This window comes from Hymenobacter sp. R533113 (genome assembly GCF_056835965.1).
On record NZ_JAKWBD010000013.1, the window covers coordinates 124,801 to 148,534 of the forward strand.

A 23,734-nucleotide genomic window follows, 5' to 3' on the forward strand; every position below is an offset into this window, starting at 1 on the left:
GGGCGCTACTGCACCGCCATGACTGTTTACGCTCGCGAAATCGGCGCGGCGAGTGCTAAGACAACGCCCAAGCAGAAAGTCTGTGGTCGCGCCTCAAAACCGAAGCACTCGAAGCCCGCGAGTGGCTGGCTTTTACCGACCTAGTTGAGGCGCAAGCCAGCATCGCCACCTATTTTGACTACTATAACCACGAGCGCCTGCACTCTAGCATCGGCTACCAGACGTCGTATAATGCTCATCATCAACTTATTCCAAAAACTACCCTAAACTGTCCAGCGTAACTGGACCACCTCAGAATTACGTATGCCATGCCTAGAGCTTAAAAGACAACGTGCAAATTATGTTTCTTACTCTGTGTGAGTTGAAGTACTCGACCCATAGTAAGAAACAGAAAGCAGTAACGGCCCTTCGATATCCATGTACATTACCGCTGAGTTTAGGAATCAACGGCCTATATTCAGCAGCGTAACTATATGCACGAATAATACCTGAGTAAGCAGATGCACTAAGGCCCGCAGGCCAGAACACGGCCTGGTAGCTGAGTCAGGGTTGAACTTAGCAGTATTCCAGGCACCAGATAAGGGGGAAGCTGGCGTGCGGCCGTAACTAACAGCCTTCCCTTTATCTGGTAAGGGTGAACAGGTTCCGACTCTGAATCGATTTGAACGTTGGGCACAACGCTAGAGCTATTACTTCCAATCAGGTAGTGAAGCGTTCTGAAATAACCTGGCACGACTACGGCCCTCTAGGTCAGCGGTCCATACTTCAAGGGGGCTCAAACCATCGTTTATGGTATTAACAAAAATTACCTTAGAGCCATCAGGCGAGTAGCGAGGATTTAAATCGTTGGTGCCCACTGGCTTACCTACATCCGTAGTGCTGCCACTGCGCACTCCGACTGAAATATCTATCAAGCCTGTACCATCTAAGCGCTGCTGAAAAATGTGCGCGTTCAGCTGCCGCCCGGTGACATCGTCGAAGCCAGCCACGTCTCGGGTGTAGAGTATTTCGCGGCCATCAATACTGAATGATGGAGAGTTGAGTTGGCCGGGTACGTTGCCAATGAGTTGCGTCTGGTTTGATCCGTCGGCATTCATCAGATAAAGCTCGGAGTCGAAAATGTTAGCCCCTATCGTTTGCGCAACAATACGATTTCCTCGGGCCGTCTAGTCACACTCGCGAAAATGCCGATCAGCGGGTGCCGTAGCTATTAATGCCAGACCCGTTCCATCACGGTTAACACGATACAACTCGTTATAATGAGCATAGATCAGCTGAGAGCCATCCGGCGACCAGCGGTTGTCGGCAGATTAGAAGTGTCAAAAGCATCTTTTTGCACTAAGCATATGCAAGGCTACTAGTTTGACGCTATAAACACAATAGTTTAATAAAATAATACAATATAAAATATGAATTATATTAATAAAATAATATTAAACAGCATAAATACAAATTATTTCATGCCACATACAGACAACATTACTTTTGCTCTATAATATGCGGTACAAACTCTGATAGATTGGTTATAAACGACTTATCGCGCCGAAAACCTAAAGCGCACCCTTCACCAGCCCAAAATACGCCAGCTTGGTATTGCCGTTGCTGGCCGTCAACTGGCAACTCAGCCCAGCGCTGGCGCACTTGGGGCTGGGGGGCAAATTCGCCGGGCACTTCGCGCGTAACCTGCGCATTTTGCATTTCGGCTACGTTCTGGCCCTCACGGCCGAAAAGCGGTTTGCGCACGTAATGGCCTGGCAGGTCCTGCAAGGAAGCTTCTAGCAGCAATGGATGGTGTGGGTACACTTGCCAGAGCCACGCCAGAATGCCTTTGCTCTGAAACAAGAGGGAATAGGCCGGATTAGCAATGATTACGTCGCGGCTTAATAGTAGCTCGCATAGATCAGCAGTAAGGGTAGGCTCTTCTTGGGCCAGAATCTCCCACGGCACTAGCTTAAACAAAAAGCCAAAGCGTTGCCATTGATCTGACTCTACTGGTGCCCACACGCCCCGCTCCTCTCCTGCCACCGACACTTGCATATCATCTACCGGACACAACTGCACCTGTTCAAAGCCAGCCTCGCGGGCGGCTTCGGCCAGTACGGTGCAGTTGGCTTCGTCTTCCGGGCTACCGGGCAAATACACTAATAATAGGCTAGGCTCCAGATCCGGGTTGATTTCCAGCCACTGGCGAAACTGCGCACTTAGCCCCTCAAACAACCCATTGGCCTGCCGGCTTTCGTCGGCAGTGCCGGCAGCTACCAGACTAGCCCACTGCACTACGGCCGTTTCGGGCAGGCTGGTTGCCGTATCAGCATTGAACTCAAGTAGCTTAGGACCATCGGGCGTGGAGGCCAGATCAAACCGACCATATATATGCCAGTGTCGCTCATCGTTCCAGGAGTGACGCACCGCCGCCCATAAGTTCGCAGGAATAGCCAGCAATTGGAGAAGATCATCCGGAATCGGGTCGGGAATAGACTCCACGAGCATTTCGTAGAGCGTATCAGCAGCCTGAAGCAATGCATCCGCTTCGGCCTCAGTCAATATGATAGCTTCGCGAGCTACATAGGCAGCGCAGGCTTCTTCAATGGCCCAATCCCAGCCTAAGCCACGTACGGCAGGCGCAATATCACCGGCCAGAGGTAACAGCTTTATCATACGTCGGCAACTATATACTATGTATTTGCCCCCCAACGTCCCGTACAAGGTGCTGGGGGGCAAATTTGTAAAGCAAGTCTTCTATTTAGCCGCCAAAGCCGCCGCCCCGATTTGAAAAGCCACTGCTGCGGCCAGCCCCTGGGGCGGTGCTACGAACTCCCGACCGTGATACGGATGTGCTGGGGCGAATGCCAGCCGCGCCCGAAGTGCGGTTGCCAGCAAATCCACGCCCGAAGAAACTACGGCCTTGCTGTTGCTCCCGCGCCACATTCTGACGCCAGCCCGCATTTTGCTGGAGCAAGCCGGGGTTAGCATACGCCCCCCGATTAGGCGTTAGGAAGCGGCCGGCCATGTAGCCAATGCCGCTCCACATCAAAATATCCATCATGCCAGTGCCAGCTATCCGGTTTTCAGGATGTTGACGGGTATAGTCCTGCATTTGCTGCTGTAAAGCCTGACCCTGCAATGTATCTACCTGGCCATCAAAGTGCTTAAGAATGGCAGCTACTTCTTCTTTACCGGCAGGACGTTCAGCGGTTACTTTCCACTCACCGGGCTGCACCTCGGTCATTTCTGTGATAACACCCTGCGAATAGGTTTCGCCCCCACTCCACTGTTCCTGGCTGGCTTCGGAGCCGCTATTGCCTGAGCAAGCCGGCAACACCGACAAGCCCAGAGTAGCGGCTGCCGCTACCAGTAATGTATTGCGGCGCCAGTCGCCGAGACGGTGATAGGTCTTTTTCATGGTTTTTAACTCCTTGACAATTTATATCTCAGACTTGGTACGCCTTACAAAAGGTAAACTGATCAGACTACTTAAACGTGAATAACTCGGGAAAAGGTCGAATTCACTTACTCTTGTTAATTGTCTCACAGACAGGTACGATCGTTTTCAGAAGAGGTCATTGCACTTAGGTCTTCTACCTCAGGTATACAGGCTACTCCCAGAGCGGATAGTGCTCCAGATGAACCTCCTGCCCGAAGAAGATGCGGGTGCTTTCCTCGAAAGATCGGGTGAAGTCAGAAACGTAAAAATGATGCGTGGGGGGCTTTTTTCCGGGCTGCGCAGCTAGGTTGTGCTCTTCTAGGTACGCGCGCGCGTGGGTGGCTACTGCGTCGGAAGCATCCAATACTTGTACTTTTCCCTCATAGAAGTGGGCAATCTGCTCCTTAATCATGGGGTAATGCGTGCAGGCCAGCACCAATGCCTCAATACTATCGAGGGCCGGATTGGTGAGGTAGTTTCGGATAATATTATCGCTGACACTATTATTAAAAAAGCCTTCCTCAATCATGGGGGCTAGCAGCGGCGTAGCTAGCGAGTGCAGCTGTACACCAGCGTCGAGGTCGTCCAGCTTTTTTGTACACATTGGAGTTGACCGTCTGCTTGGTACCGATGAGTCCCACGGCGCGCCCGGCATAAGCCTTGCCCACATGCGCTACAATTGGGTCAATCACGTTGAGTACCCGTGCTTTCGAGCCTACATACTCACGCACGAGTTCGTAGGCTGCCGCCGACGCTGAGTTGCAGGCAATCATAATCACCTTGCATTGCTGCTTGAGCAGTAAGTCGCAGATTTTGACCGAGTAAGCCTGAATAGCCGCCGTACTTTTGTCGCCGTAGGGCAGGTGGGCCGTGTCGCCAAAGTAAATCAGCTGCTCGTGGGGCAACAGGCGGCTGACAGCCCGCGCGACGGTAAGGCCACCAATGCCGCTATCGAACATACCAATGGGCCGGGTCCGCAAATCGACGGATGCAGAAGAAGATGCCATAGCAGCGAAGGTACGGGCTTTAGGCAACCCCTTTGGTAAATTAGGGCCTTCGGAAATATGTAATTTTTAGTAATGTCCTATCTTGGCTCTTCTCTCGCTCAAGCTCTTCTTTTCCATGAGTAAGATTCTGAATGAAATAGACCACGCCCTTGCCGCCTTCGATCTTAGCCAAGGTCGGCCGGTGGCTATTGAGTTGGGTGAGCTGAAATACACGCAGCTCGTGCTCGATGTAGCTCATCTGTACCGCGACGGCGACGAGCTGACCACTAATACCGGCCGCCCTTTAGCCTACAAAGGCCTCGAAATTCTGCGCGACGAGCTACATGTAGACCGCGTGCGGGTAATCTAGAATCCTGCAAAATTCGCCTGTCTGCAGTTGCAAAACGGCAGTGCTTTGTCGCGAACTGTCGGGCTTATATCTTCTCTAACTTTCCTTTCGTTCCCCTATCAGAATAAGCAGCCACGCTTAGCTGGCAACAGAAGCTAGCCAAGAGATTCTCCTTTTACCTGTATATTAGTTGGTATATACCGGCTTATTGAAATTACTGTTTTAGTGTATTACTAATAAAGAAGCCGGGGTTTTTATCTTTAAAAAGCAGACCAACGTGCTGTTAATGCTATGGAGCAAAGTGGTGTTCACTCGTCCTCGATACCAGCGCGGGTGACACCCACCAACCCGCTTGAGGACACTACACTACCTGAGAGTGTACCGCCTCAATTGATACAGGCGCTGCTGCTGATTCAGCACGCCTTCGCGGCCGTGGCCATCATCGACGACCAAGGCCACCTGAAGTGGATGAATGAGGGTTTCACTACACTTTTTGGTGGTACGACCAGCACGTTATCAGGCCAGGCATTGTGGCGAATTTTGCCCCCCGAGCCTAGTGATACAGCGCCCTATTTGCCCCCCACGATAAACATTGACGCGCAGACTGCTATGCAATACGAGGGGCAGGCGGTTGCCCCCAACGGTACGGCTCGTTGGATGCGGGCCAGGTTGCAACCCAGCCCGCTGCCAGCTACGCACGAGCCGGCCCGGCTTTTTGTATTGTTAGAAGATATCACCAGTTGGAAAGCTGAACAGGTAGCTACACAGGCTTTCCAGACGCAGCAGCGGCACTTGTTGGAACAGGTTCCGGGCGTCCTGTTTCAGTGGCACAATAAGTATGACGGCACCGCGCACCTCACTTACCTGAGCGCGAATGCGCCGGAAATACTCGGGTTTGAGCCAGCCCAGTTAGCCGACCTTGGTGAGCTTATTCATCCCGAAGACCAAGCAGCGTGGGTTAAGTTTTGGACGCGTTCCAAGGGCGCCCGAACTGTCCCGTTTGAGGGCCGCCTACTGGCGCCCAACCAGCCGCTGCGCTGGTTTCAAATCGATTGCCAGCCCTCGGCCACGGATGCGGATGGCATTCTGTACAGTGGTATTATACAAGACATTACTCCTCTGAAAGAAGCGGAGGAAGCCGTGCAGGACAGCGAACAGCGCTGGCACTTAGCCATCGAGCGGTTTGGCGACGGGGCGTGGGAATTCAACTACCAAACCGGCGACGAGTACTTCTCCAACGCATACCGAACCATGCTCGGCTACCCGCAGGAAGACTTTCCTATGGGCTTTCATGCCTGGCAGAATCACGTTCATCCCGACGACCATATCCCCAGTATGCAGGCCTCCGACGCCTACTTACGCGGTGATGTGCCTATTTATTCCGTTGAGCGCCGGCTGCTATGCAAAAACGGTGAGTACAAGTGGGTGCTGACCCGTGGCCTCGTAACCAAACGTGACGCCAACGGTGACCCACTCATTATGACCGGCGTACACACCGATATTTCGGCTATAAAGCAAGCCAACCTCGTTATTGAGGCTTCTACTCGTCGCTTGTCCACTACCATTGCCAACTTTCAGGAGGGTATTTTAATTGAGGATGAAGACCGCCGAGTAGTGTTGGTAAATGAGGCGTTCTGCCGGATGCTGAATACGCAGGTTTTGCCCGAACAACTGGTAGGCGTGGAAACGGCGGCGCTGCTGGCGGCGGGCGAACTTTCAGAGCTGAGCTGGTTAGGAAGTTTCAACGGCCGCGTTCTGGAGCAGCAGGCAATTATTGGCGAGCTGCTTCCGCGCAAAAACGGCAAAGTGTTCCAGCGCGACTTCATTCCCATACGTAGCCACAATGCTTCGTTGGGCTACCTGTGGAAATTTCAGGACGTTACGGAGCAGAAGAATGCGGAGGAGATTCTGAAGCGGCGCGAAGAAAAGTACCGGCGAATCATCGAGCGAATGAATCTGGGCCTCATCGAAACCGATTTAACTGATCAGGTGCTGTATATCAACCAAGCTTTCTGCGATATGCTCGGGTTTTCCAGCACCGAAATTATGGAGCAGGAGCTCTTGCGTCCGCTGCTGGCCCAAGAGAGTTTCATGGTCGCGCCCGATGACATGGATGCCTACGAGCGCATGGTGTTAAGCAAAGATGGAAGTCAGAAGTGGCTATTGGTGAGCCGCGCCCCCGTTTATGACGATGATCGTCAGGCCATCGGCTCCATCCATATTACGCTTGATATTACCCACCAGAAAAAGCTGGAAAACAAGCTGCGTACGGCCGCTGCCCACGCCGAGGACTCGTCGAAAGCCAAGGAGCTGTTTCTGGCCAATATGAGCCACGAAATCCGGACGCCCATGAACGCTATTCTGGGCATGGCACAGCTCTTAGCTAAAACGCCGCTTACCCCAGATCAGGACGAATACCTGCGCGCCATTACCATCTCGGGCGAAAACCTGCTGGTGATTATCAATGATATTCTGGACCTCTCCAAGATTGAAGCGGGCCAGCTGCAAGTCGAGAAGATTGGTTTTAGTGCCAGCCAGTTTATGGCCCAGATCGAGCAAACCCTGCATTATAAAGCGGAAGAGAGAGGCCTGTGCTTCGAAACGAAAGTATCGCCGGAACTGCCGCCGGTGCTGCTCGGCGACCCCTACCGCATCACCCAGGTACTGCTGAATCTGGCTGGCAACGCCATCAAATTCACGGAGAAAGGCAGCGTCTCGATTTCATGCGAGCTGATTCAACAAGTTGGTGACGCCGTAGAAATCAAGTTTTCGGTGGTCGATACCGGTATTGGCATCGACCCCGCATACCTGAAACATATCTTTAAGGAGTTTAGTCAGGAAGACTCCTCCGTAACCCGCAAATTTGGCGGCACCGGCCTCGGGCTCAGCATCAGCAAAAGCCTGGTAAACCTGATGGGCGGCGAGTTGCATATTGAAAGCGAAAAGCACCAAGGCACGGTTAGCTCCTTTTCTCTCCTGTTGCAGGTAGGCTCCGAAAGCGACCTGCCGCGCAAGGAAATGACCGACCAAAGCCTACGCGAAAGGCTGGGCGGCAAAGAAGTGCTGCTGGTCGAAGACAACAAGTTCAACCGTCAGATTGCGAAGGCCTTACTCGCCAATGCCCATATCCAGGTGACGGAGGCAGAGAATGGTGCCTTGGCCGTAGAGCTCCTGCAAACCCGCCGCTTCGACTTGATTTTGATGGACATGCAAATGCCCGTTATGAATGGCCTGGAAGCGACTGCCATACTGCGCGAGCAGCTAGACTTACAAACTCCAATTATCGCGCTGACGGCCAATGCCATTAAGGGCGAGCGGGAAAAATGCCTGGCCGCGGGCATGAATGACTACCTGGCTAAGCCATTTCAGGAAGATGAGCTCTTGAAGTTGATTGGTGACTGGGTATTGGGGCCCACTAATTCTGGCCCGAACGCTTTTCGAAGCGCCTCCGGTGAACCGGTTAATTCCAATGCCCCCGCGCCCCTCTACAAGCTTGACCTGCTGCATCAAATAGGTCAGGGCGACGACAGTTTTGTAACGCTTATGCTCGACAGCTTTATTGAGAGCTGTGAAGAGGCGGTGCGCGACCTCACGCAAGCGTCGCAAACCCACGATATCAAGCTTATGAAAGCTGCTACCCATAAGCTCAAGCCCAGCCTCGATCATCTATCGGTGCACCAAGCTCTGCCCTTGGTAGAACATCTTGATTCGTGGGAAGGTGCTTTTGACCCGGAGGCGCTGCAACCCCACATTGACATCGTGAACAGTCTGCTATTGCAGATAATTGAGCAGATGCACCTCGACGTAAATGCGTTAGCCGCAAAAAAGCCCCCTAACAGGTTTTTCGGTAGCGCAAATCTCAATGTTCCTGCATTACTCGTCAGATTACCGCTCCAGGAATTAGCTCTTCTGCTTCCTGGCTGGGTTGCCTTGGCTACCTTTGTGGCATGAATCTGTTATCAGCTGAGAATATCTCTAAAAACTACGCCGACCGCTGGCTGTTCCGCGACCTTTCCTTTGGCTTGAGCCAGGGTCAGCGGGTGGCGCTGGTCGGCATTAATGGGTCGGGCAAAACGACTCTGCTTCGTATTCTGGCCAGTCTGGAGCCCGGCGATACGGGCTCGGTGAGTGTTCGCAAAGACACTCGTGTGGCTTTTGGGTCAGCAGCCCATTTTTGATGAGGCCCTGACCGTAGAGGAAACCATTTTTGCCAGCCAAAATGATACCCTGGCCGCCATCCGCGACTACGAGCACGTGGTGAATGACGCCAACCACAAATCCGACGATTTGCAGCGCGTGATGGAGCGCATGGACGCGCTGAATGCCTGGGACTACGAGTCGCAGGTAAAGCAGATATTAGGGCGTCTGGGCATTCTGGGCGACTTGCTGGAGCGACCAGTCAGCAAATTATCGGGTGGGCAGCGCAAGCGCGTGGCGCTAGCCCGCGTCCTCATCGAGGAACCGGAAGTACTCATTCTCGATGAACCCACCAACCACTTGGATCTTGACACGATTGAGTGGCTCGAAAACCGGCTGGCCTCGCCTAATCTCACCTTATTGATGGTGACTCACGACCGCTACTTCCTTGATAAGGTGGCCAACGAAATCGTGGAGCTGGACCAGGGTCGCGTGCACCGCTACCAGGGCAATTATTCCTACTTCGTAGAGAAAAAGGCTGACCGCGAGCAGATAGAAGTGGCTGAAGTAGAAAAGGCCCGCAATCTGCTACGCAAGGAGCTGGACTGGATGCGCCGCCAGCCGCGCGCCCGCGGCACCAAGCAAAAAGCGCGCGTCGATGCCTTCTACGAAACCCAGGAGAAAGCCAAAACCCGAATTGACGGCCCGCAACTGGAGCTTTCCGTGAAAACCACGCGTCAGGGGGGCAAAATCATTGAGGTAGAGCACCTGCACAAGCACTTCGGCGACAAAGTAGTGCTGGATGACTTCAGCTACGTGTTCAAGAAAAAGGACCGGATTGGCCTGATTGGTCCGAATGGCGCGGGCAAGTCTACGCTGCTCAATATGCTCACCGGCAGCCAGGAGCCGGACAGCGGCACCATCGACAAGGGCCAGACCACCGTTTTCGGCTACTACACCCAAACGGAGCTGGAGTTTGACCCCACGCAGCGCGTCATTGACATTGTGAAGGAAGTGGCCGAAGTGGTGGAAATGGCCAACGGCGAAGTGGTCACGGCGTCGCAGTTCTTGCAGCACTTCCAGTTTCCGCCGGCCCAGCAGTACACGCTGGTTAATAAGCTGTCGGGGGGCGAAAAGCGCCGTTTACAATTGCTGCGCGTGCTTATCAAAAACCCCAACTTCCTCATTCTTGACGAGCCGACGAATGATCTGGACATCATCACGCTCAATATTCTGGAGGATTTCCTGCTGAATTTCGGCGGCTGCTTGCTCATCGTTTCCCACGACCGCTACTTTATGGATGCGCTGGTCGAGCATGTGTTTGTGTTGGAGCCTGGGGGGCAAATTCGCCACTTCCCCGGCAACTACACCGACTACCGCGAGTGGCAGAAGGAAAACAACGCCGAGGAATACGCGAAAGAGCAAGCCAAAACGGCCAAAGCAGCCGCTGGCGTGGCCCCAGCCGCCGCACCAGTTGCCACAGCTACTGGCGCCAAGCGCAAGGCAAGCTACGCCGAGAAAAAAGAGTATGAAGCGTTAGAAAACGAAATTGACCAGCTCGAAAAGTTGAAACAAACGCTCATCGACAAGCTCAACGCAAGCACGGGCTCCCATAAAGACCTGGCTGATTGGGCCGCCGAACTCAAGCGCACCGATGCGGCTTTGGACAGCAAAGGCGAGCGGTGGCTAGAGCTGGCTGAATTTATATAGGCGTTGATAAAATCGCAAAAAAAGCCCCCCAGATACTGTCTGGAGGGCTTTTTAGTTTAAAGTCGGCCACATTTAATATCTCAGCCGTTTTTGATTGAAGTCGAAGGTGAAAACATGCGGGCCAACGGGTGTGGTGACGCGTAGCATCGCGGTTTGGTCGAGTTTAGGAAATATAACATAGCCGCGAATCAACTCGCCGGGCTGCAGGGTGTATTTGCGTAGCATTTTACCCTGCCATAGCTCCAGCTCCTGGGCAATCTTATCGCCGGCGCCTCGCTCTTGTGCTTCGTTGAGGGGTTGCGTTTTGGTATCTCCCTGGGGCTTATTGGCCGCCCTTCGCACTTTGCCCATGGCTTCCTTGGTAACATAGGCCATGATGACGAGCCATTCCACCTCACTAACGCCAAAAACAGCCCCTTCCTGGATGCTAAGCCGGGTGGTAAGCGGCTGCACCTCCGCCTCCGGATCGTAAGCCGGTACGCGGGCCGCCAAAGTCACTGTATCAGCCGTGGGAGCCGCTGCCTGGGCGGCACTGGGCTGGTAATAAAACCGGGCCGGATCAACGAGTACAGGCTCGGTTGATCCATTGCGGATTTCGGCTTCAAATGCTAAGTCTTTAATTCGGAAATGAGAAAAGGTTAGCTCTACCTCTACCCCATCAAGCTCCGCAAAAAGTGTCTGGGGGGCATTTATTGTTTCACCTTCCAGCTCACTGGGCTGCATGGCCAGATAATACGACGGCCCGCAGGCAGTGAGTAAACCTCCAAGCACCAGTACCAGCCAAGCCTTAAGCCCGATAAAAGATCTTGCTTTCATAAAGGATTGGTTGATTACCGAAATCAAGATATACAACGGCATGAAATGTTGCATTCTAAAGGCTCATTGACTATTCGTCAGGCTTCATCTTCCATTTCTGACGGCAACTCGTGCCGGCCTTCCGAACCGGTTCGGAAGGGCAAAGCGCGAACTACGGCAGCCAGCGGAATGGGCGCGAAGATGTGGGGAAAATAGTCATTGCGGGCTTCCGCGTACTCCCGCTTCACGGGCACCGCCGCCACCCACAGCTCCGATTCATCGATTTCCAACAATACAATATCAGCGCGGCCGGCGTAGTAGCGATTCGCGGTGGCTTCTACCTGATATAGTTCGGAGGCGTGAATAAAGCCTTCCGCCGCCAAGTCGGCGCTGGCAAAAAAGCCGGTTTTCTGGGCAGTTTGCCAATCGGCAAGCTCGGCGATGCGGTAGATCATACAGGAGAAAGCAAACATTTGCCCCCCAGCACAACGCCAAGGACCTCTCTGGCAACGGTAATTACCATTGCCAGAGAGGTCCTTGGCAGGCACCAGAGAGCAGACGTTTTATACTAAAATGGCAACTAGCCTACGCCTGCCACACTTCTTTGCGCACCTTCTTGCCTACCGACAGAATCAGGCGGGTTGGGTTGGGCACGAGCACGAGGCGGGCTTCTTTGCCCGGAAATTCGTCTGAATCGACCCAAACGCCTTCCTTATGCGAAGGCTCGTAGCCGGTGTCGCCGCCTACGTCGTTGGGCAGATAGGCGGTGGGCAGCAGCACGTCGGTGTCGGGGCAAAGCTGTTGGTGTACTTTTTCCAGCACCTCTTCCAGGTAAGCGCCGTACTCCTCGTTGAAGTCATCCTCCAGGTCGTGCAGCTCTTCCTCGATATCGTCGTAGCTGTCGTGGTTGTAGGGCAGCTTGTGCAATTCCTGCTTTTTCTCGATCAGGGCGACCAGGGCTTGGTTTAATTCCTCTTTATTCATAGCTACTCGTGCATAAGTGTGTTACAAAGGTGCGTAGGATTCGTGAATTCTGTTGCAGGTCCCAACCTTCAAGCTTTTATCCCCAGCCTATTGAACTGACCGAAGCAAATGGGCTATTTAAGTCAAACCCGTATTTTTACCCAACTAACATTTCTTCCACCCGATTTCTACCCATCCGCTATGCAGACGATGACCTCGCCGGCCGTGCAGGCCCACCCCGCCCACGACTTCCTCCCCCTGAACGGTACCGATTACGTTGAGTTTTACGTCGGCAACGCTAAGCAATCGGCTTATTATTATCAAGCGGCATTTGGCTATGAGCTAGTGGCCTACGCGGGCCCCGAAACCGGCCTGCGCGACCGTGCCAGCTACGTATTGCAGCAGGGCAAAATTCGGCTGGTACTCACCACCTCCCTCCTCCCCGACTCCGACATTTCGGAGCACGTGCGCCGGCATGGCGACGGCGTAAAAGTAATGGCCCTCTGGGTAGATGATGCCCGCAAGTCTTTCGAGGAGACCACCAAGCGCGGCGCTAAGGCTGCTTTCGAGCCTTACACTATTACGGATGAGGATGGTGAAGTAACGCTGTCGGGCATCTACACTTATGGCGAAACCATTCACACTTTCGTGGAGCGCCGCAACTATCGGGGGGCATTTATGCCCGGCTTTGTGGCTAAAAAGAGCCTCGTGCCTCAGCCTACGCCCGTGGGCCTCTTGCACGTTGACCACTGCGTGGGTAATGTGGGCTGGGGTGAGATGAACCAGTGGGTAAAATTCTACGAAGACGTGATGGGCTTTAAGCTCCTGCTCACCTTCGACGACGAAGACATTTCCACCGAGTACTCGGCCCTCATGAGCAAGGTGGTAAGCAACGGCAATGGCTACGTGAAATTCCCCATCAACGAGCCGGCCGAGGGCAAGAAAAAGTCGCAGATTGAAGAGTACCTCGACTTTTATCATTCGCCCGGCGTACAGCACATTGCTATTGCCACCAAGGATATTCGCCACACCGTCACGGAGCTGCGCCGCCGCGGCGTCGAATTCTTGAGCGTACCCTCGGTGTACTACGACGACCTGCTGGAGCGCATCGGCAGCATCGACGAGGATCTGCAAACGCTGAAGGACCTGAACATCCTGGTGGACCGCGACGAGGAGGGCTACTTACTGCAAATTTTCACCAAGCCCGTAGAAGACCGCCCCACGGTGTTCTATGAAATCATCCAACGCAAAGGCGCCAAGAGCTTCGGCAAAGGCAATTTTAAGGCGTTGTTTGAATCTATCGAGCGCGAGCAGGCACTACGGGGAAATCTTTAGTGAGACATGAGACTGTGAGAGGTGAGAAGTAAGACTTTGTTCTCCTGCCCCACAATCTCAGGTCTCACTTCTTACCTCTAATTTCTCATTTCTCCCTTTTTTCGTACGCACACGAAAATCTCACTTCTCACCTCTAGCTTCTCACTTCTATTAAATGGCCTTAACCTCCGACGTTCAGCAGAAAATAAACACCTGGCTCACCGGCAACTACGACGCCGAAACCCAGGCCGACATCCAACAGTTGCTCGATAGCAATCAGGAAGAAGCCCTGAGTGACGCCTTCTACCGCGACCTGGAATTTGGGACGGGCGGCCTGCGCGGGGTGATGGGCACGGGCTCCAACCGCATGAACCGCTACACCTTAGGCATGGCGACGCAGGGTTTGTGCAATTATTTGCTGCAATCATTTCCGAACCAGGAGATAAAGGTGGCCGTGGCCCACGACTCGCGCAACAATAGCGCGGAGTTTGCCCGCATTGCGGGGGGCATTTTTTCCGCTAATGGCATAACCGTTTACCTGTTTGAAGCCCTGCGTCCCACGCCGGAGTTATCGTTTACCATCCGTCATCTGGGCTGCCAGAGCGGCGTAGTAATTACCGCTTCGCACAACCCTAAGGAGTACAACGGCTACAAAGTGTATTGGAACGACGGCGCCCAAGTGGTAGCCCCGCACGACAAGAATATTATCAAGGAAGTAAGCGCTATTCAGAGCGTGGACGCCGTGAAGTTTCAAGCTGATGAGTCGCGCATTCACGTCATTGGGGGGCAATTTGATGATGCGTATCTGAGCGAAGTCAAAAAGCTCAGCATCAACCCCGAAGCCATCCAACGCCAGCACGATCTGAAAATCGTGTACACGCCCATTCACGGCACCGGCATCACGCTGGTACCTAAAGCCCTGGAGCGTTTCGGCTTCACCAATGTCAGCGTCGTAGAAGCCCAGGCCACGCCCGACGGCAACTTCCCCACCGTCGTCTCGCCTAACCCCGAGGAGAAGGCCGCCATGCAAATGGCCCTCGACCAGGCCCGCCAACTCGACGCCGACCTGGTTATTGCCACCGACCCCGACGCCGACCGCGTGGGTATTGCCGTGAAAAATACGCAGGGCGAATGGGTACTGGTAAACGGCAATCAAACGGCCGCCTTGCTGACGTATTATCTGCTGTCGGCGCGCAAAAACGCCGGCAAAATGACCGAGCAGGACTTCATCGTTTACACCATCGTGACTAGCGAAGTGCTGGGCGATATTGCCAAAGCCCACGGCGTAAAGTCGTATCAGACCCTGACCGGTTTCAAGTACATTGCTGGCCTCATCCGCGACCTGGAAGGCAAGGAAACGTATATCGGCGGCGGCGAGGAAAGCTACGGCTACATGATTGGCGACTTTGTGCGCGATAAGGACGCCGTGTCGGCCTGCGCCATGATTGCCGAAATGGCCGCCGTAGCCAAAGACAACGGGCGCACGCTCTACGAGGAAATGGTGCAGATGTACGCCACCTACGGCCTCTACCGCGAAGACCTGATTTCGCTGACCAAAAAAGGCCAGCGCGGCGCCGAAGAAATTCAGGAAATGATGCGCGACTTGCGCGCCCAGCCGCCCCAGACTATCGCCGGCTCACCGGTAGTAGAGTTGCGCGATTATCAAACCGGTATAATCCGCAATTTGCAAACCGGTGAGGAAACGCCGACGGGCTTAGAGTCCTCCAACGTGTTACAATTCCTAACCGAAGATGGCAGCAAGATTTCCGCTCGTCCCTCCGGCACGGAGCCCAAAATCAAGTTTTACTTCAGCGTAAAACAGCCGTTAAATTCCGCCAGCGAATTTGACCAAGGCTACGAAGCGCTGGGGGGCAAAATTGCCCGCATAATTGAGGATATGCAGTTGAAGTAGAACTTAGTTTTGTTTAAAATGGGAGAGAGTCAAACTGCATACAGTTTGACTCTCTCCCATTTTAACTATCTTGACTCTCTTATGCCATAAAACAATATTCAGTTTCCTTCCATACCAAATCCTAGTTGCATGAAATTGAATCTGATCATCTTGTTGCTTATTTCAGCGCTTTCTGTTTAAGCACAAAGCTCATTACCTCAAAAATTATCGAAAATAGCAACCGCTAAAAAGTCCTCTGTTTTTATTGTGGACGGTATTAGCTTATCTCACGCACCGTTCGATTCACTAGAGTCGAATGGAATACAGATTCAAAAGCTAAGAATTATTCAGCCAAAAAAAGCAGTCAGGAAATTTGGTGTGCGGGGTATGGATGGGGCCGTGATCATAAGTACTAGATCGACCCCGCACTCGCTCGGCTATGCCGAGTGAGTTTTATGCTCAAGCAGCTGCGCTGCGTGCGGCTGTTTTGTATGGGCTGATGCGCGAACGGCGCGCTGTAATTCGCAGCACAGCTGCTCTGGCATAGCACTCACTCGGCACAGCCGAGCGAGTGCAAAGGGTGCGCAGGCGAATAATTTTTACTATTCTATTCCCGCGGCTCCTTTTTCAGCCCCATAATCACCAGCACCAACAACAGAAAACCAGTCACGCCCAGACTGAACCACGTCAGCATCGGGATGCCGCGGTGGTACGCCATTTCAGGCGAATATCTACCCATTAAACTGAGGCCCGAAAACAGCAAAAAAGCTACCGCCAATAAGGCAATAATGGTCCGGCTTACCAATTGGTCGGCCTTATGTAATAAGGCCTGATAACCACTCAATTCCACTTTTACGCGCAAATCGCCGCGGGAAATTTTGCGCATGATTTGCCGCACATCCGTAGGCAGCGTACTTAGCAAGGACAGGAGCTGTACGCCCGTGTATTGGGCTTCACTCATCAGGTTTTCGGGCGAATACTGCTCCGCCATAATGCGGGCGCCATAGGGCCGCACAAACTCAAACGTATTGAAATTTGGGTGCAGCACCTTGCCAATACCTTCCAGAATCACCAGCGCCCGCAGAATCAGAAAAACGGCCCCCGGCACTTGCAGCTTGTAGTCGTAGATGATGACTTGCAGGCGGTCGGCCAGATCCGACATGCTCATCTCCTTCACATCAAGCACCGTGAATTCCTCAATTAGCTCGTTGAGGTCGGCCTCAAAGCGGCGCATGTCGGGAATATCGGCGCGGAGAGCGAGGCGGCGGAAGTTGAGCGCCATGCTGCGCGCATCTTGCCGCGCCATCCCGATAAACACGCCCGCAAAAGCGTATTTCTGCTGCTTAGTCAGCTTACCTACCATGCCGAAGTCGATGAGCACAATGGTGCCATCGGGCCGCACCAGCACGTTGCCGGGGTGCGGGTCGGCGTGGAAAGCTCCAAACTCAAAAATCTGAGTCAGGTAGATATCCATGCCCGTTTCGGCCACCTTCGCCGGATCGAGACCCCACGCCAGCAGCTGCGGCTTGTCGGTTATTTTACAACCGCTCACAAACTCAATTATCAGAATTCTACTGGTCGAAAACTCACGGTAGGGCTTCGGAATATAAAACGTTTCGTAGTCGGCATAGAGCTTCCGAAATTGATCCATGCTCCGGGCTTCGGAGTTGTAGTCCAGCTCCTTGGTCATGCTGCGCTCGAAGGCATCCACGATATCCTGCGGGTTGCTCAGGCCCTGCTTACGCAGAAAACCGGCTGTGAGGCGCACCAGCTCGCGCAGCAAGCTCAGGTCGGTGCGCACTTTCTCCTGCACGCCGGGGCGCTGCACTTTCACCACCACTTCCTCGCCCGTGAGCAGGCGCGCCCGGTGCACCTGGCCAATGCTGGCTGAACCCAGCGTCACGTCATCAAACTCACTAAACACCTCCGAAATTGGCCGACCCAGCTCTTCCTCAATCAGGCGGCGGGCCGTGACCACCGGAAAAGGTGGTACGTCGCTTTGCAGCTTCTGAAACTCATCAATCAGCGCCTCCGGAAGCAAATCGGGTCGGTTGCTTAGCGCTTGCGCCAGTTTGATAAACGTGGGGCCAAGCTCCTCGATAATCATACGAATCCGCTCCCACCGATTCGTGTCGAACACCGTTTTGTCGGCGTGCTGCCACGACACCCGCCGCCCCGATGGTACCAGTCGCCGCAGGGCGGTGCTGGTGACTACATCCTCAAATCCATAGCGCACCAGCACTTCCATTACCTGCCGGATGCGGCCCAGATTAGAAATCGTGTTTTTGAACATGCGCGAAAAAAGAAGCCAGTGAAAAGGCCGCTACTAGCCTCGACAAGAAAGGTAGGCAAAATGCCCCCCGGTAAAGTAAAAATCAAAATCTAACGCCCAAGCGTGTAATGCCCGACGCCGGTTTATGAAAAAGCCAGCGTCCGCAGAAGCGGCGCTGGCTTTTCGCATGATGTGCTCTAACAGCAGAATTACGAAGCGCTGGAAGCGCCGCCGTTGCCATTATCAGCAGGCTTTGGTGCTTCCTTTTTGGCAGCTGGCTTAGCGGCTGGTTTAGACGCTGGCTTGGCAGCGCCAGCTTTGGCGGCTGCCGATTTCTGCGCGGTGCCAGCAGCGCTGCTTACACTGTCGGCAGCCTTTTTGGTAGCACCTGCGGCTTTGGCCGTAGTGCTGGAAGCTGGCTTAGCGCTGCTTTTGCTGCCAGTAGTGGCACCAGTGGAAGCTTTAGTGCCACGTACACTGCGCTTTAGCTCTTCTACGTCGGCGTTGGTGGCTACGCCTACCCCTTTCATCAGCCGATTAGCAATGCCGGTGATCTGCTCCTCCAACTCCTTACGCTTGGTGTCAGTGTTCTTCTTCAGATCGTCCATGATTTTCTGCCCTTCCTTCTCCGACAACTTGCTTTCCTTCACCAGTTTATCAATGGTGGACTGGACACGGTCGTTGGTGAGCGATACAAACCCAACGCCGGCGTTGATGAATTTTTTAAACAGATCTTCCATGTTGCTGAATTAGTTAGAGGAGGTGAAATGAAACGAAAAACGGCGCTGCGGTTTTGCCCGCAGGAAAAAATAGTATGCAAGCCGACTACTTTTGGCAAACCTACGAAAACATAGCTATATAGTTGGTGCTGAGGCAGAAATTTTTCAAGTCCTTAGTCATAGCGTCACTATACAATCGTGTTTTATGGGCTTTTTTACCTAAGCCAAGCGCCCCAAAGGCTTTTTTCGTTTCTATTTTACGCCGCTTTTTTGCGTGGACGCGACATACTTACAAAACCCGCTGAATCAATAGGCTTAATGGTGGGCAATGGCAGCATAGGCACCTCAGCGGCCCAGATGCTATTGACGAACGCAGCCACACTATCTAAGGCTTCGCGGGCTTCGGGCAATAATCGCCAGAATAAGTGCCACCAGTGTACTAACCCTGTGAATGACTGCAAAGTAACCGATACGCCGGCGGTTCGGGCTTTATCGGCGAAGCATAGGACGCTTTCGCAAAGCACCTCGGAATCAGATATTTGAATAAGCAGCGGCGGCAGGCCGTGCACTGCGGCGCGGGCCGGCGATACCAAAGGGTGGGTTAATGGAGTTTCGCCGGCGTAATGAGGTCCCCAGCCACGCATTTCAAGTGCCTCCAGCAACTGAGTTTCCTCCCGCGCAACCCGGCGCAACAGCGAATTGGGCATCTCAAGGTCGGTCCAGGGGGAGAGGCCGACAGCGGCGGCGGGCAGTGGTTGGCCTTCTTCGCGCAAGGCAATAAGCAGCGCCAGCGCCAGGCCGCCGCCAGCCGAGTCGCCGGCTACAATAATGCTGTGGGGGGCAAATCCTTGCTTCAGAAGCCAGTGGTATGCTAATAGAGCGTCGTCGAGGGCACCGGGGAAAGGATAATCGGGCGCTTTACGATAGTTGATAGCTAAGGCATTGGTATTGCAGCGCTTAGCTAAAGTGCCCACGAGGCTTCGGTGCGTATTCAGGGAGCCTAGTACATAGCCGCCGCCATGCAAATACAGCATTACCCGGCGCGGATCGGCAGTGGCGGGGCGGGCCCATTCGGCGCTCATCCCGTTAATAGTGGTTTTTTCGAGGTGAACGCCCCACGGCATAAACTGAAACAACGAGCTGATTTCCAGGGCTAGCCGCATAGACCCAAGGCCGGGCCGCTTGCGGGCAAGTGGCCCGGTTGCCGCCGTCAGGATTTGTTTGAGCAGTAAATGCTGGGTGGAGGGCATTTTTACACTATTGGGTGGGAAGGGAGGCGGGGGCGGGGCTAACTGCGAGTAGTAGTGCGGAGGCATTTACTCGCAGGACTATTGCTGGCGGCAAGAATTGGCTGATCCTTACCAATCAACAGTCATGGTTTTTTTCCTATCCGATGGCCTTTATAGCCCCGAATAGCAATGGGTATCCATCCTAGTACGGGAATGAAGAAAGTGAGGGTGAAGGGGTTGCGCCAGATCATGCGCAGCCAGGAGCCTTGCTTTGTTAATTGCAGGTTTACACCCTCGGGGCCGCCCTTAGTATACTGGCGCTCAAACTCCCGGAAGAGTTCAGGCCAGGCAAAGGGCAGGAAGAATGGGAAGTAACTCCAAGTGGCCTTAATGCGCTGCCAAAGCTCGCCCCAGCGGTAAGGATGCTGGCCGTGGTCACGCACGGCGGCGTCTAGCTCGGTCTGCATTTGTTGGCGCACCTGCTCCGACAAGGCTGCATAATCGTCGCGCGTAAGCTGGCTGGGGGGCTTTTCGGTGAGTTCGTAGGGCTTGATGCGCGTACCCATAACGAAAGTAAGCTTGGCCGGATAAGCGAGGTAAAAAAACCAGGGCTGGAGCAGCACCATAAGGATAATGGGGCCCACGGGAATGAAGGGAATACCGATCTTTTTAGTCCAGTTATTCAGCCAGTCCCAGCTATAAGCATACGGATTTAGATATTCACCATTCACGGTATAGTAGGGCACAATATCGGTGCGGTGCTCGATGCCCAGCCGAATAATACTGGTAGCCAGGCGCTGCAACTGATACTTACGGTTGAAACCCTTGCCAATGCCCGGCACGCCCTCCGGGTAAAGCATCAGGTTATGGTCGTTGCAATACATCATCGTTTCAAAATTGAGCGTGGTAGCATCGACGCAGCCGCATTTCTTCCAAAAATGCGGAATCAGATACGGGTTCATCAGCACCGACTGCGAGAGCATGGGGGCTGAAAGTGGCCGTGGTAAGTGATATATGCTGGGCAGCACGCGCAGCAAGTGCGATAGGGCCACCATGGCATCCCAGGGGAAAGCCATGCCCGAATGATTGCTGGCAAAAAGCAGCGGACGCTCGGGGTTATTGCGCTGCGGATAGTTCTCGAAACCTACCAGCCTGGAGCGGAACCACACCCGATCGAGTAACTGCAAAATGTGCTTATCGACGGCGCGAACGTATTCTTCGTCGAAATAATCGGAGTAGATGTGCTGATTAGCCAGGATGGCAGGCGACGGTAGCGGCAGCGCGGGCGGAGGGGCCGTTGGCATCAGGTGAAAAGCAAAGTAGGTGGGCTTCTAATGTAGTGCTTTTACGGGCAATCCTCGACGCTGTGAGCAACGAGCAATTGAAGTCAACTGCTCATTCTTCATTGCTCATTGGTTATTGAAGGCAGCGTTTAAATCTGACGCCTCAGGCGCACGTTGGTCGTAATCAGCTCACCAGTGGCGCGGCGCACAATGAGCAGGAGCTGGCGACCATCATCGGAGTGCAGAATCCGGCTGATCTGGGTAAGCGAGAGGCCCGCTACGGGCATCAGGTTGATGGCCAGAATCTCGTCGGTGGGCAGCAGGCCGGCGTCATCAGCCGGGGAGCCTTCCTCTACTTTGAGAATGATGTAGTGACGATAGTCCGAGCCGGTGGCCAGCAAATCCAGGCCGCTCATGTCGTGCTCGAAGGGGTCGCGGTAGAGGGCGTTCGGCCGCAGCCAGAGCTGATTGCGGGTGTAGTCGATGATAATATCAAAACGCTTGAGCAATTCCAGGCCCACGTTGCCGTTGCGAAACGTCTCGGCCCGATGGCTCACGTCGGCCGCATCGGGGAATGAGGTGACCAGGGATTTGACTTTGTATTTGCCAAGCTGCAAAGATGTTACCCGCCCCAAATACCCATTAATAAGACCATTGAGTCCCCGACCGAGCTGGGACCTTACGCGGCGGGGCGGCAGGGTCAGGCGTGGATCGGAGGTGGTTTCGAGCGACAAGGCATGGCCCGCCCCGGTGTCGAGCACGAGTTTGAGCGGCAGTTTCAGAGAGTCACGCACCACGGCTTCGGTGCGCAGGTAGGCTTTACTGCCCTCCAGGTCGATGCCCATAGTAGTCCAGCGCTGCCCTTTGGGTGCCCGGAATGTGGCGGGGTTAATCAGTATTATCCGGGATTCGGTGGGATGAACGCGCACCACAAAGCTGCGAAAGACATCATAGCCCAGAATGCCGTGGATAGGCATGCCCACGTAGCCCGACAGGTTGAGCACGTCGCTGGAAAGAATCAGGAACGTAAGCGCTGGGCCCACCACCTTTCCATCGCCCAGGGTCACATGCACACTATCCGTCTGGAAGGCTTCCAGGGCCTCATCCTGGCCGGCGCCGGCTACGCGGAAGCGCTGCCCCAACCGGAGTCCCAGGGCGGTGCGCAGGGTTGGGTCGGTGAGGATGGAAGTACTCACGCCGGTATCAAGCAGAAAATTAAAAGGTCCCTGCCCATTCAGGGAAGCGCTGATAATTAGCAGGTTGCGCTGCATCTCTACGGGCATCGTAAGGCTGCGCGTACGGGCGTTTCTGAAAGCAAACGGAGCGGGTTTGGGCTCCGCTGGCTGGCCATTGGCTTCCAGGCTCAGCAATAACCCCAAAAAAGCCCCCCAGTCCCGTAGGGTTCTACCTAAAAGCAGCAGGGTGAGGAGCCAAGAGGCAATCATGCGGGGAGGGCGGTGGGTTGGGTAAGTTACTGAAAAAACCGCCTTACCACCACTTCTCTACGTCGCATATCAGCTCGGAATTTCCCACTCCCCCGCCGGGTCATAGTGCAGGTGGCCAGCCGCTATTCGTAGCGGGGCAACCACGTTGTTATGATAAAGTTGGCCTGTACCCAGCCCCTGCGGAAAATTGGGGCGGGCGTACTCGCCGGCCAGCTGACTCACAGCGTTCAGCCCCACATTCGACTCCAAGGCCGACGTCAGCCACCAGGCGGCATTATTTGCCTCGGCCGTGCGCAACCACTGTCGGGTAGCATGCAGTCCGCCCACCAGCGTAGGCTTGATAATAAGGTAGGCGGGCTGAATTTGGGCCAGCAGCGCCTGTTGCTGCTCGGGTTGCGTTATACCAATCAATTCCTCATCCAACGCAATTGGTATGGGCGACTGTTTACATAGATCGGCCATCTGTGCCACTTGCCCGGCGGCAATGGGCTGCTCAATGGAATGCAGATCGAAGCGGGCCAGCTGCGCCAGCTTGCTCATGGCCTCGTGGGGGGCAAATGCGCCGTTGGCATCCACGCGCAACGTCAGTTGCGCGGGGCCGGCTACCGCTCTTATTTCAGCCAAGAGCTGCAGTTCGGTAGCGAAGTCAATTCCCCCGATTTTCATCTTCAAACACGAGTAGCCATCGGCCAGCTTCTTCTGAATCTGGGTTTGCATGAAGCTGGCCTCCCCCATCCAAACCAGCCCGTTGATAGGAATTCCCGCCTCACCTCGGCTGAATGCGTTGTCGAAAAGCTGGCGTTGCCCGCCGTGCTGCCAGTCGAGTAGGGCCGTTTCAAGAGCAAATCGGAGCGCGGGCCAGGTTGGCTCTATTAGCTCACCAATTAGCTCGTTGATAGTACTGGGGGGCAAATCGGTGAGCTGGCGGCGGTTGAAAGCGGCGCATAACGTGACTATTTGCGGCTCAAAATCAGACCCAAAATCGGGGCTGAGGCCAGCCAATGGCGCTGCTTCTCCCAAGCCCAGGCGCTCCGGCTGCGCCGTATCGCGCAGGTGTAGGTAATAGGCTATGTGCTCCGTGAGCGCGCCGCGGGAGGTGCGGGCCGGAAAGTTGAAGCGCAAGGCGCGCTGGGAATAAGTGAGCTGGAGCATTCGAGGGCAGGAAACGATGTACTTGGTCTTTAAACGTAATGCAGAACGAAGCATGACAGACGCGT

General features: G+C 54.2%; 18 protein-coding genes and 2 pseudogenes. 7 read left to right on the forward strand and 13 right to left on the reverse strand.

The window, feature by feature from the left end; genetic code table 11:
• Positions 1 to 71: 71 nt before the first annotated feature.
• A pseudogene (locus MKZ35_RS09430) lies at positions 72 to 281 on the forward strand (integrase core domain-containing protein); the annotation flags it as partial.
• Between the two features lie 408 nt (positions 282 to 689).
• Here MKZ35_RS09430 and MKZ35_RS09435 read toward each other — a convergent pair.
• The 4 genes and pseudogenes from MKZ35_RS09435 to murI all read right to left on the reverse strand — a co-directional run bounded on the left by MKZ35_RS09435 (position 690) and on the right by murI (position 4,383).
• Positions 690 to 1,097 (reverse strand): TolB family protein, encoded by a 408-nt coding sequence (locus MKZ35_RS09435; protein ID WP_482512988.1) that lies wholly within the window; start codon positions 1,095 to 1,097, stop codon positions 690 to 692.
• Between the two features lie 382 nt (positions 1,098 to 1,479).
• Entirely contained in the window at positions 1,480 to 2,658 is a 1,179-nt protein-coding gene (locus tag MKZ35_RS09440) for a glutathionylspermidine synthase family protein (protein ID WP_482512989.1), read from the reverse strand.
• Between the two features lie 85 nt (positions 2,659 to 2,743).
• Positions 2,744 to 3,403, reverse strand: coding sequence for a Cj0371 family chemotaxis-regulating polar lipoprotein (locus tag MKZ35_RS09445; protein ID WP_482512990.1), 660 nt, complete (start codon positions 3,401 to 3,403; stop codon positions 2,744 to 2,746).
• A gap of 193 nt (positions 3,404 to 3,596) precedes the next feature.
• Positions 3,597 to 4,383 (reverse strand): annotated as a pseudogene (gene murI, locus MKZ35_RS09450) (glutamate racemase).
• Positions 4,384 to 4,546: 163 nt separating this feature from the next.
• Between murI and MKZ35_RS09455 the strand changes: the two are divergent.
• The 4 genes from MKZ35_RS09455 (at position 4,547) to MKZ35_RS09470 (ending at position 10,606) form a co-directional block, all read left to right on the forward strand.
• A complete protein-coding gene (locus MKZ35_RS09455; protein WP_482512991.1) occupies positions 4,547 to 4,780 on the forward strand; it encodes a hypothetical protein in 234 nt (77 codons plus the stop codon).
• Between the two features lie 270 nt (positions 4,781 to 5,050).
• Positions 5,051 to 8,710, forward strand: coding sequence for a PAS domain-containing hybrid sensor histidine kinase/response regulator (locus MKZ35_RS09460; protein WP_482512992.1), 3,660 nt, complete (start codon positions 5,051 to 5,053; stop codon positions 8,708 to 8,710).
• Positions 8,707 to 8,937 (forward strand): ATP-binding cassette domain-containing protein, encoded by a 231-nt coding sequence (locus MKZ35_RS09465; RefSeq protein WP_482512993.1) that lies wholly within the window; start codon positions 8,707 to 8,709, stop codon positions 8,935 to 8,937. Before MKZ35_RS09460 ends, MKZ35_RS09465 begins: the two co-directional genes overlap by 4 nt.
• Entirely contained in the window at positions 8,915 to 10,606 is a 1,692-nt protein-coding gene (locus MKZ35_RS09470) for an ABC-F family ATP-binding cassette domain-containing protein (RefSeq protein ID WP_482512994.1), read from the forward strand. Before MKZ35_RS09465 ends, MKZ35_RS09470 begins: the two co-directional genes overlap by 23 nt.
• A 72-nt stretch (positions 10,607 to 10,678) precedes the next feature.
• Here MKZ35_RS09470 and MKZ35_RS09475 read toward each other — a convergent pair whose 3' ends face one another.
• The 3 genes from MKZ35_RS09475 to MKZ35_RS09485 form a co-directional block, all read right to left on the reverse strand.
• Entirely contained in the window at positions 10,679 to 11,422 is a 744-nt protein-coding gene (locus MKZ35_RS09475) for a hypothetical protein (RefSeq protein WP_482512995.1), read from the reverse strand.
• Positions 11,423 to 11,499: 77 nt separating this feature from the next.
• Positions 11,500 to 11,856: a DUF952 domain-containing protein gene (locus MKZ35_RS09480; RefSeq protein ID WP_482512997.1), complete on the reverse strand. Its 357-nt coding sequence runs from the start codon at positions 11,854 to 11,856 to the stop codon at positions 11,500 to 11,502.
• A gap of 130 nt (positions 11,857 to 11,986) precedes the next feature.
• Positions 11,987 to 12,385 carry a hypothetical protein gene (locus MKZ35_RS09485; protein ID WP_482512999.1) on the reverse strand — a complete coding sequence of 133 codons (399 nt, stop codon included), beginning with the start codon at positions 12,383 to 12,385 and terminating at the stop codon, positions 11,987 to 11,989.
• 180 nt (positions 12,386 to 12,565) lie between these two features.
• Between MKZ35_RS09485 and hppD the strand changes: the two genes are divergently transcribed.
• A complete protein-coding gene (gene hppD, locus MKZ35_RS09490) occupies positions 12,566 to 13,699 on the forward strand; it encodes a 4-hydroxyphenylpyruvate dioxygenase (protein WP_482513001.1) in 1,134 nt (377 codons plus the stop codon).
• A gap of 154 nt (positions 13,700 to 13,853) precedes the next feature.
• Positions 13,854 to 15,590, forward strand: coding sequence for a phospho-sugar mutase (locus tag MKZ35_RS09495; RefSeq protein ID WP_482513002.1), 1,737 nt, complete (start codon positions 13,854 to 13,856; stop codon positions 15,588 to 15,590).
• Positions 15,591 to 16,176: 586 nt separating this feature from the next.
• Here MKZ35_RS09495 and MKZ35_RS09500 read toward each other — a convergent pair.
• The 6 genes from MKZ35_RS09500 to MKZ35_RS09525 all read right to left on the reverse strand — a co-directional run bounded on the left by MKZ35_RS09500 (position 16,177) and on the right by MKZ35_RS09525 (position 23,669).
• Positions 16,177 to 17,862 (reverse strand): ABC1 kinase family protein, encoded by a 1,686-nt coding sequence (locus MKZ35_RS09500; protein ID WP_482513004.1) that lies wholly within the window; start codon positions 17,860 to 17,862, stop codon positions 16,177 to 16,179.
• A 188-nt stretch (positions 17,863 to 18,050) separates the two neighbouring features.
• Positions 18,051 to 18,581 (reverse strand): phasin family protein, encoded by a 531-nt coding sequence (locus tag MKZ35_RS09505; protein WP_482513006.1) that lies wholly within the window; start codon positions 18,579 to 18,581, stop codon positions 18,051 to 18,053.
• A gap of 236 nt (positions 18,582 to 18,817) precedes the next feature.
• On the reverse strand, positions 18,818 to 19,810 hold the full coding sequence (locus MKZ35_RS09510; RefSeq protein ID WP_482513008.1) for an alpha/beta hydrolase: 993 nt from the start codon (positions 19,808 to 19,810) through the stop codon (positions 18,818 to 18,820).
• Between the two features lie 122 nt (positions 19,811 to 19,932).
• The gene (locus tag MKZ35_RS09515) at positions 19,933 to 21,093 is read right to left on the reverse strand and encodes a lysophospholipid acyltransferase family protein (protein ID WP_482513010.1); all 1,161 of its coding nucleotides are present in this window, start codon (positions 21,091 to 21,093) and stop codon (positions 19,933 to 19,935) included.
• Between the two features lie 128 nt (positions 21,094 to 21,221).
• Positions 21,222 to 22,517 carry an aspartyl protease family protein gene (locus MKZ35_RS09520; protein ID WP_482513011.1) on the reverse strand — a complete coding sequence of 432 codons (1,296 nt, stop codon included), beginning with the start codon at positions 22,515 to 22,517 and terminating at the stop codon, positions 21,222 to 21,224.
• 69 nt (positions 22,518 to 22,586) lie between these two features.
• Positions 22,587 to 23,669, reverse strand: coding sequence for an o-succinylbenzoate synthase (locus MKZ35_RS09525; protein WP_482513013.1), 1,083 nt, complete (start codon positions 23,667 to 23,669; stop codon positions 22,587 to 22,589).
• Between the last annotated feature and the right edge of the window lie 65 nt (positions 23,670 to 23,734).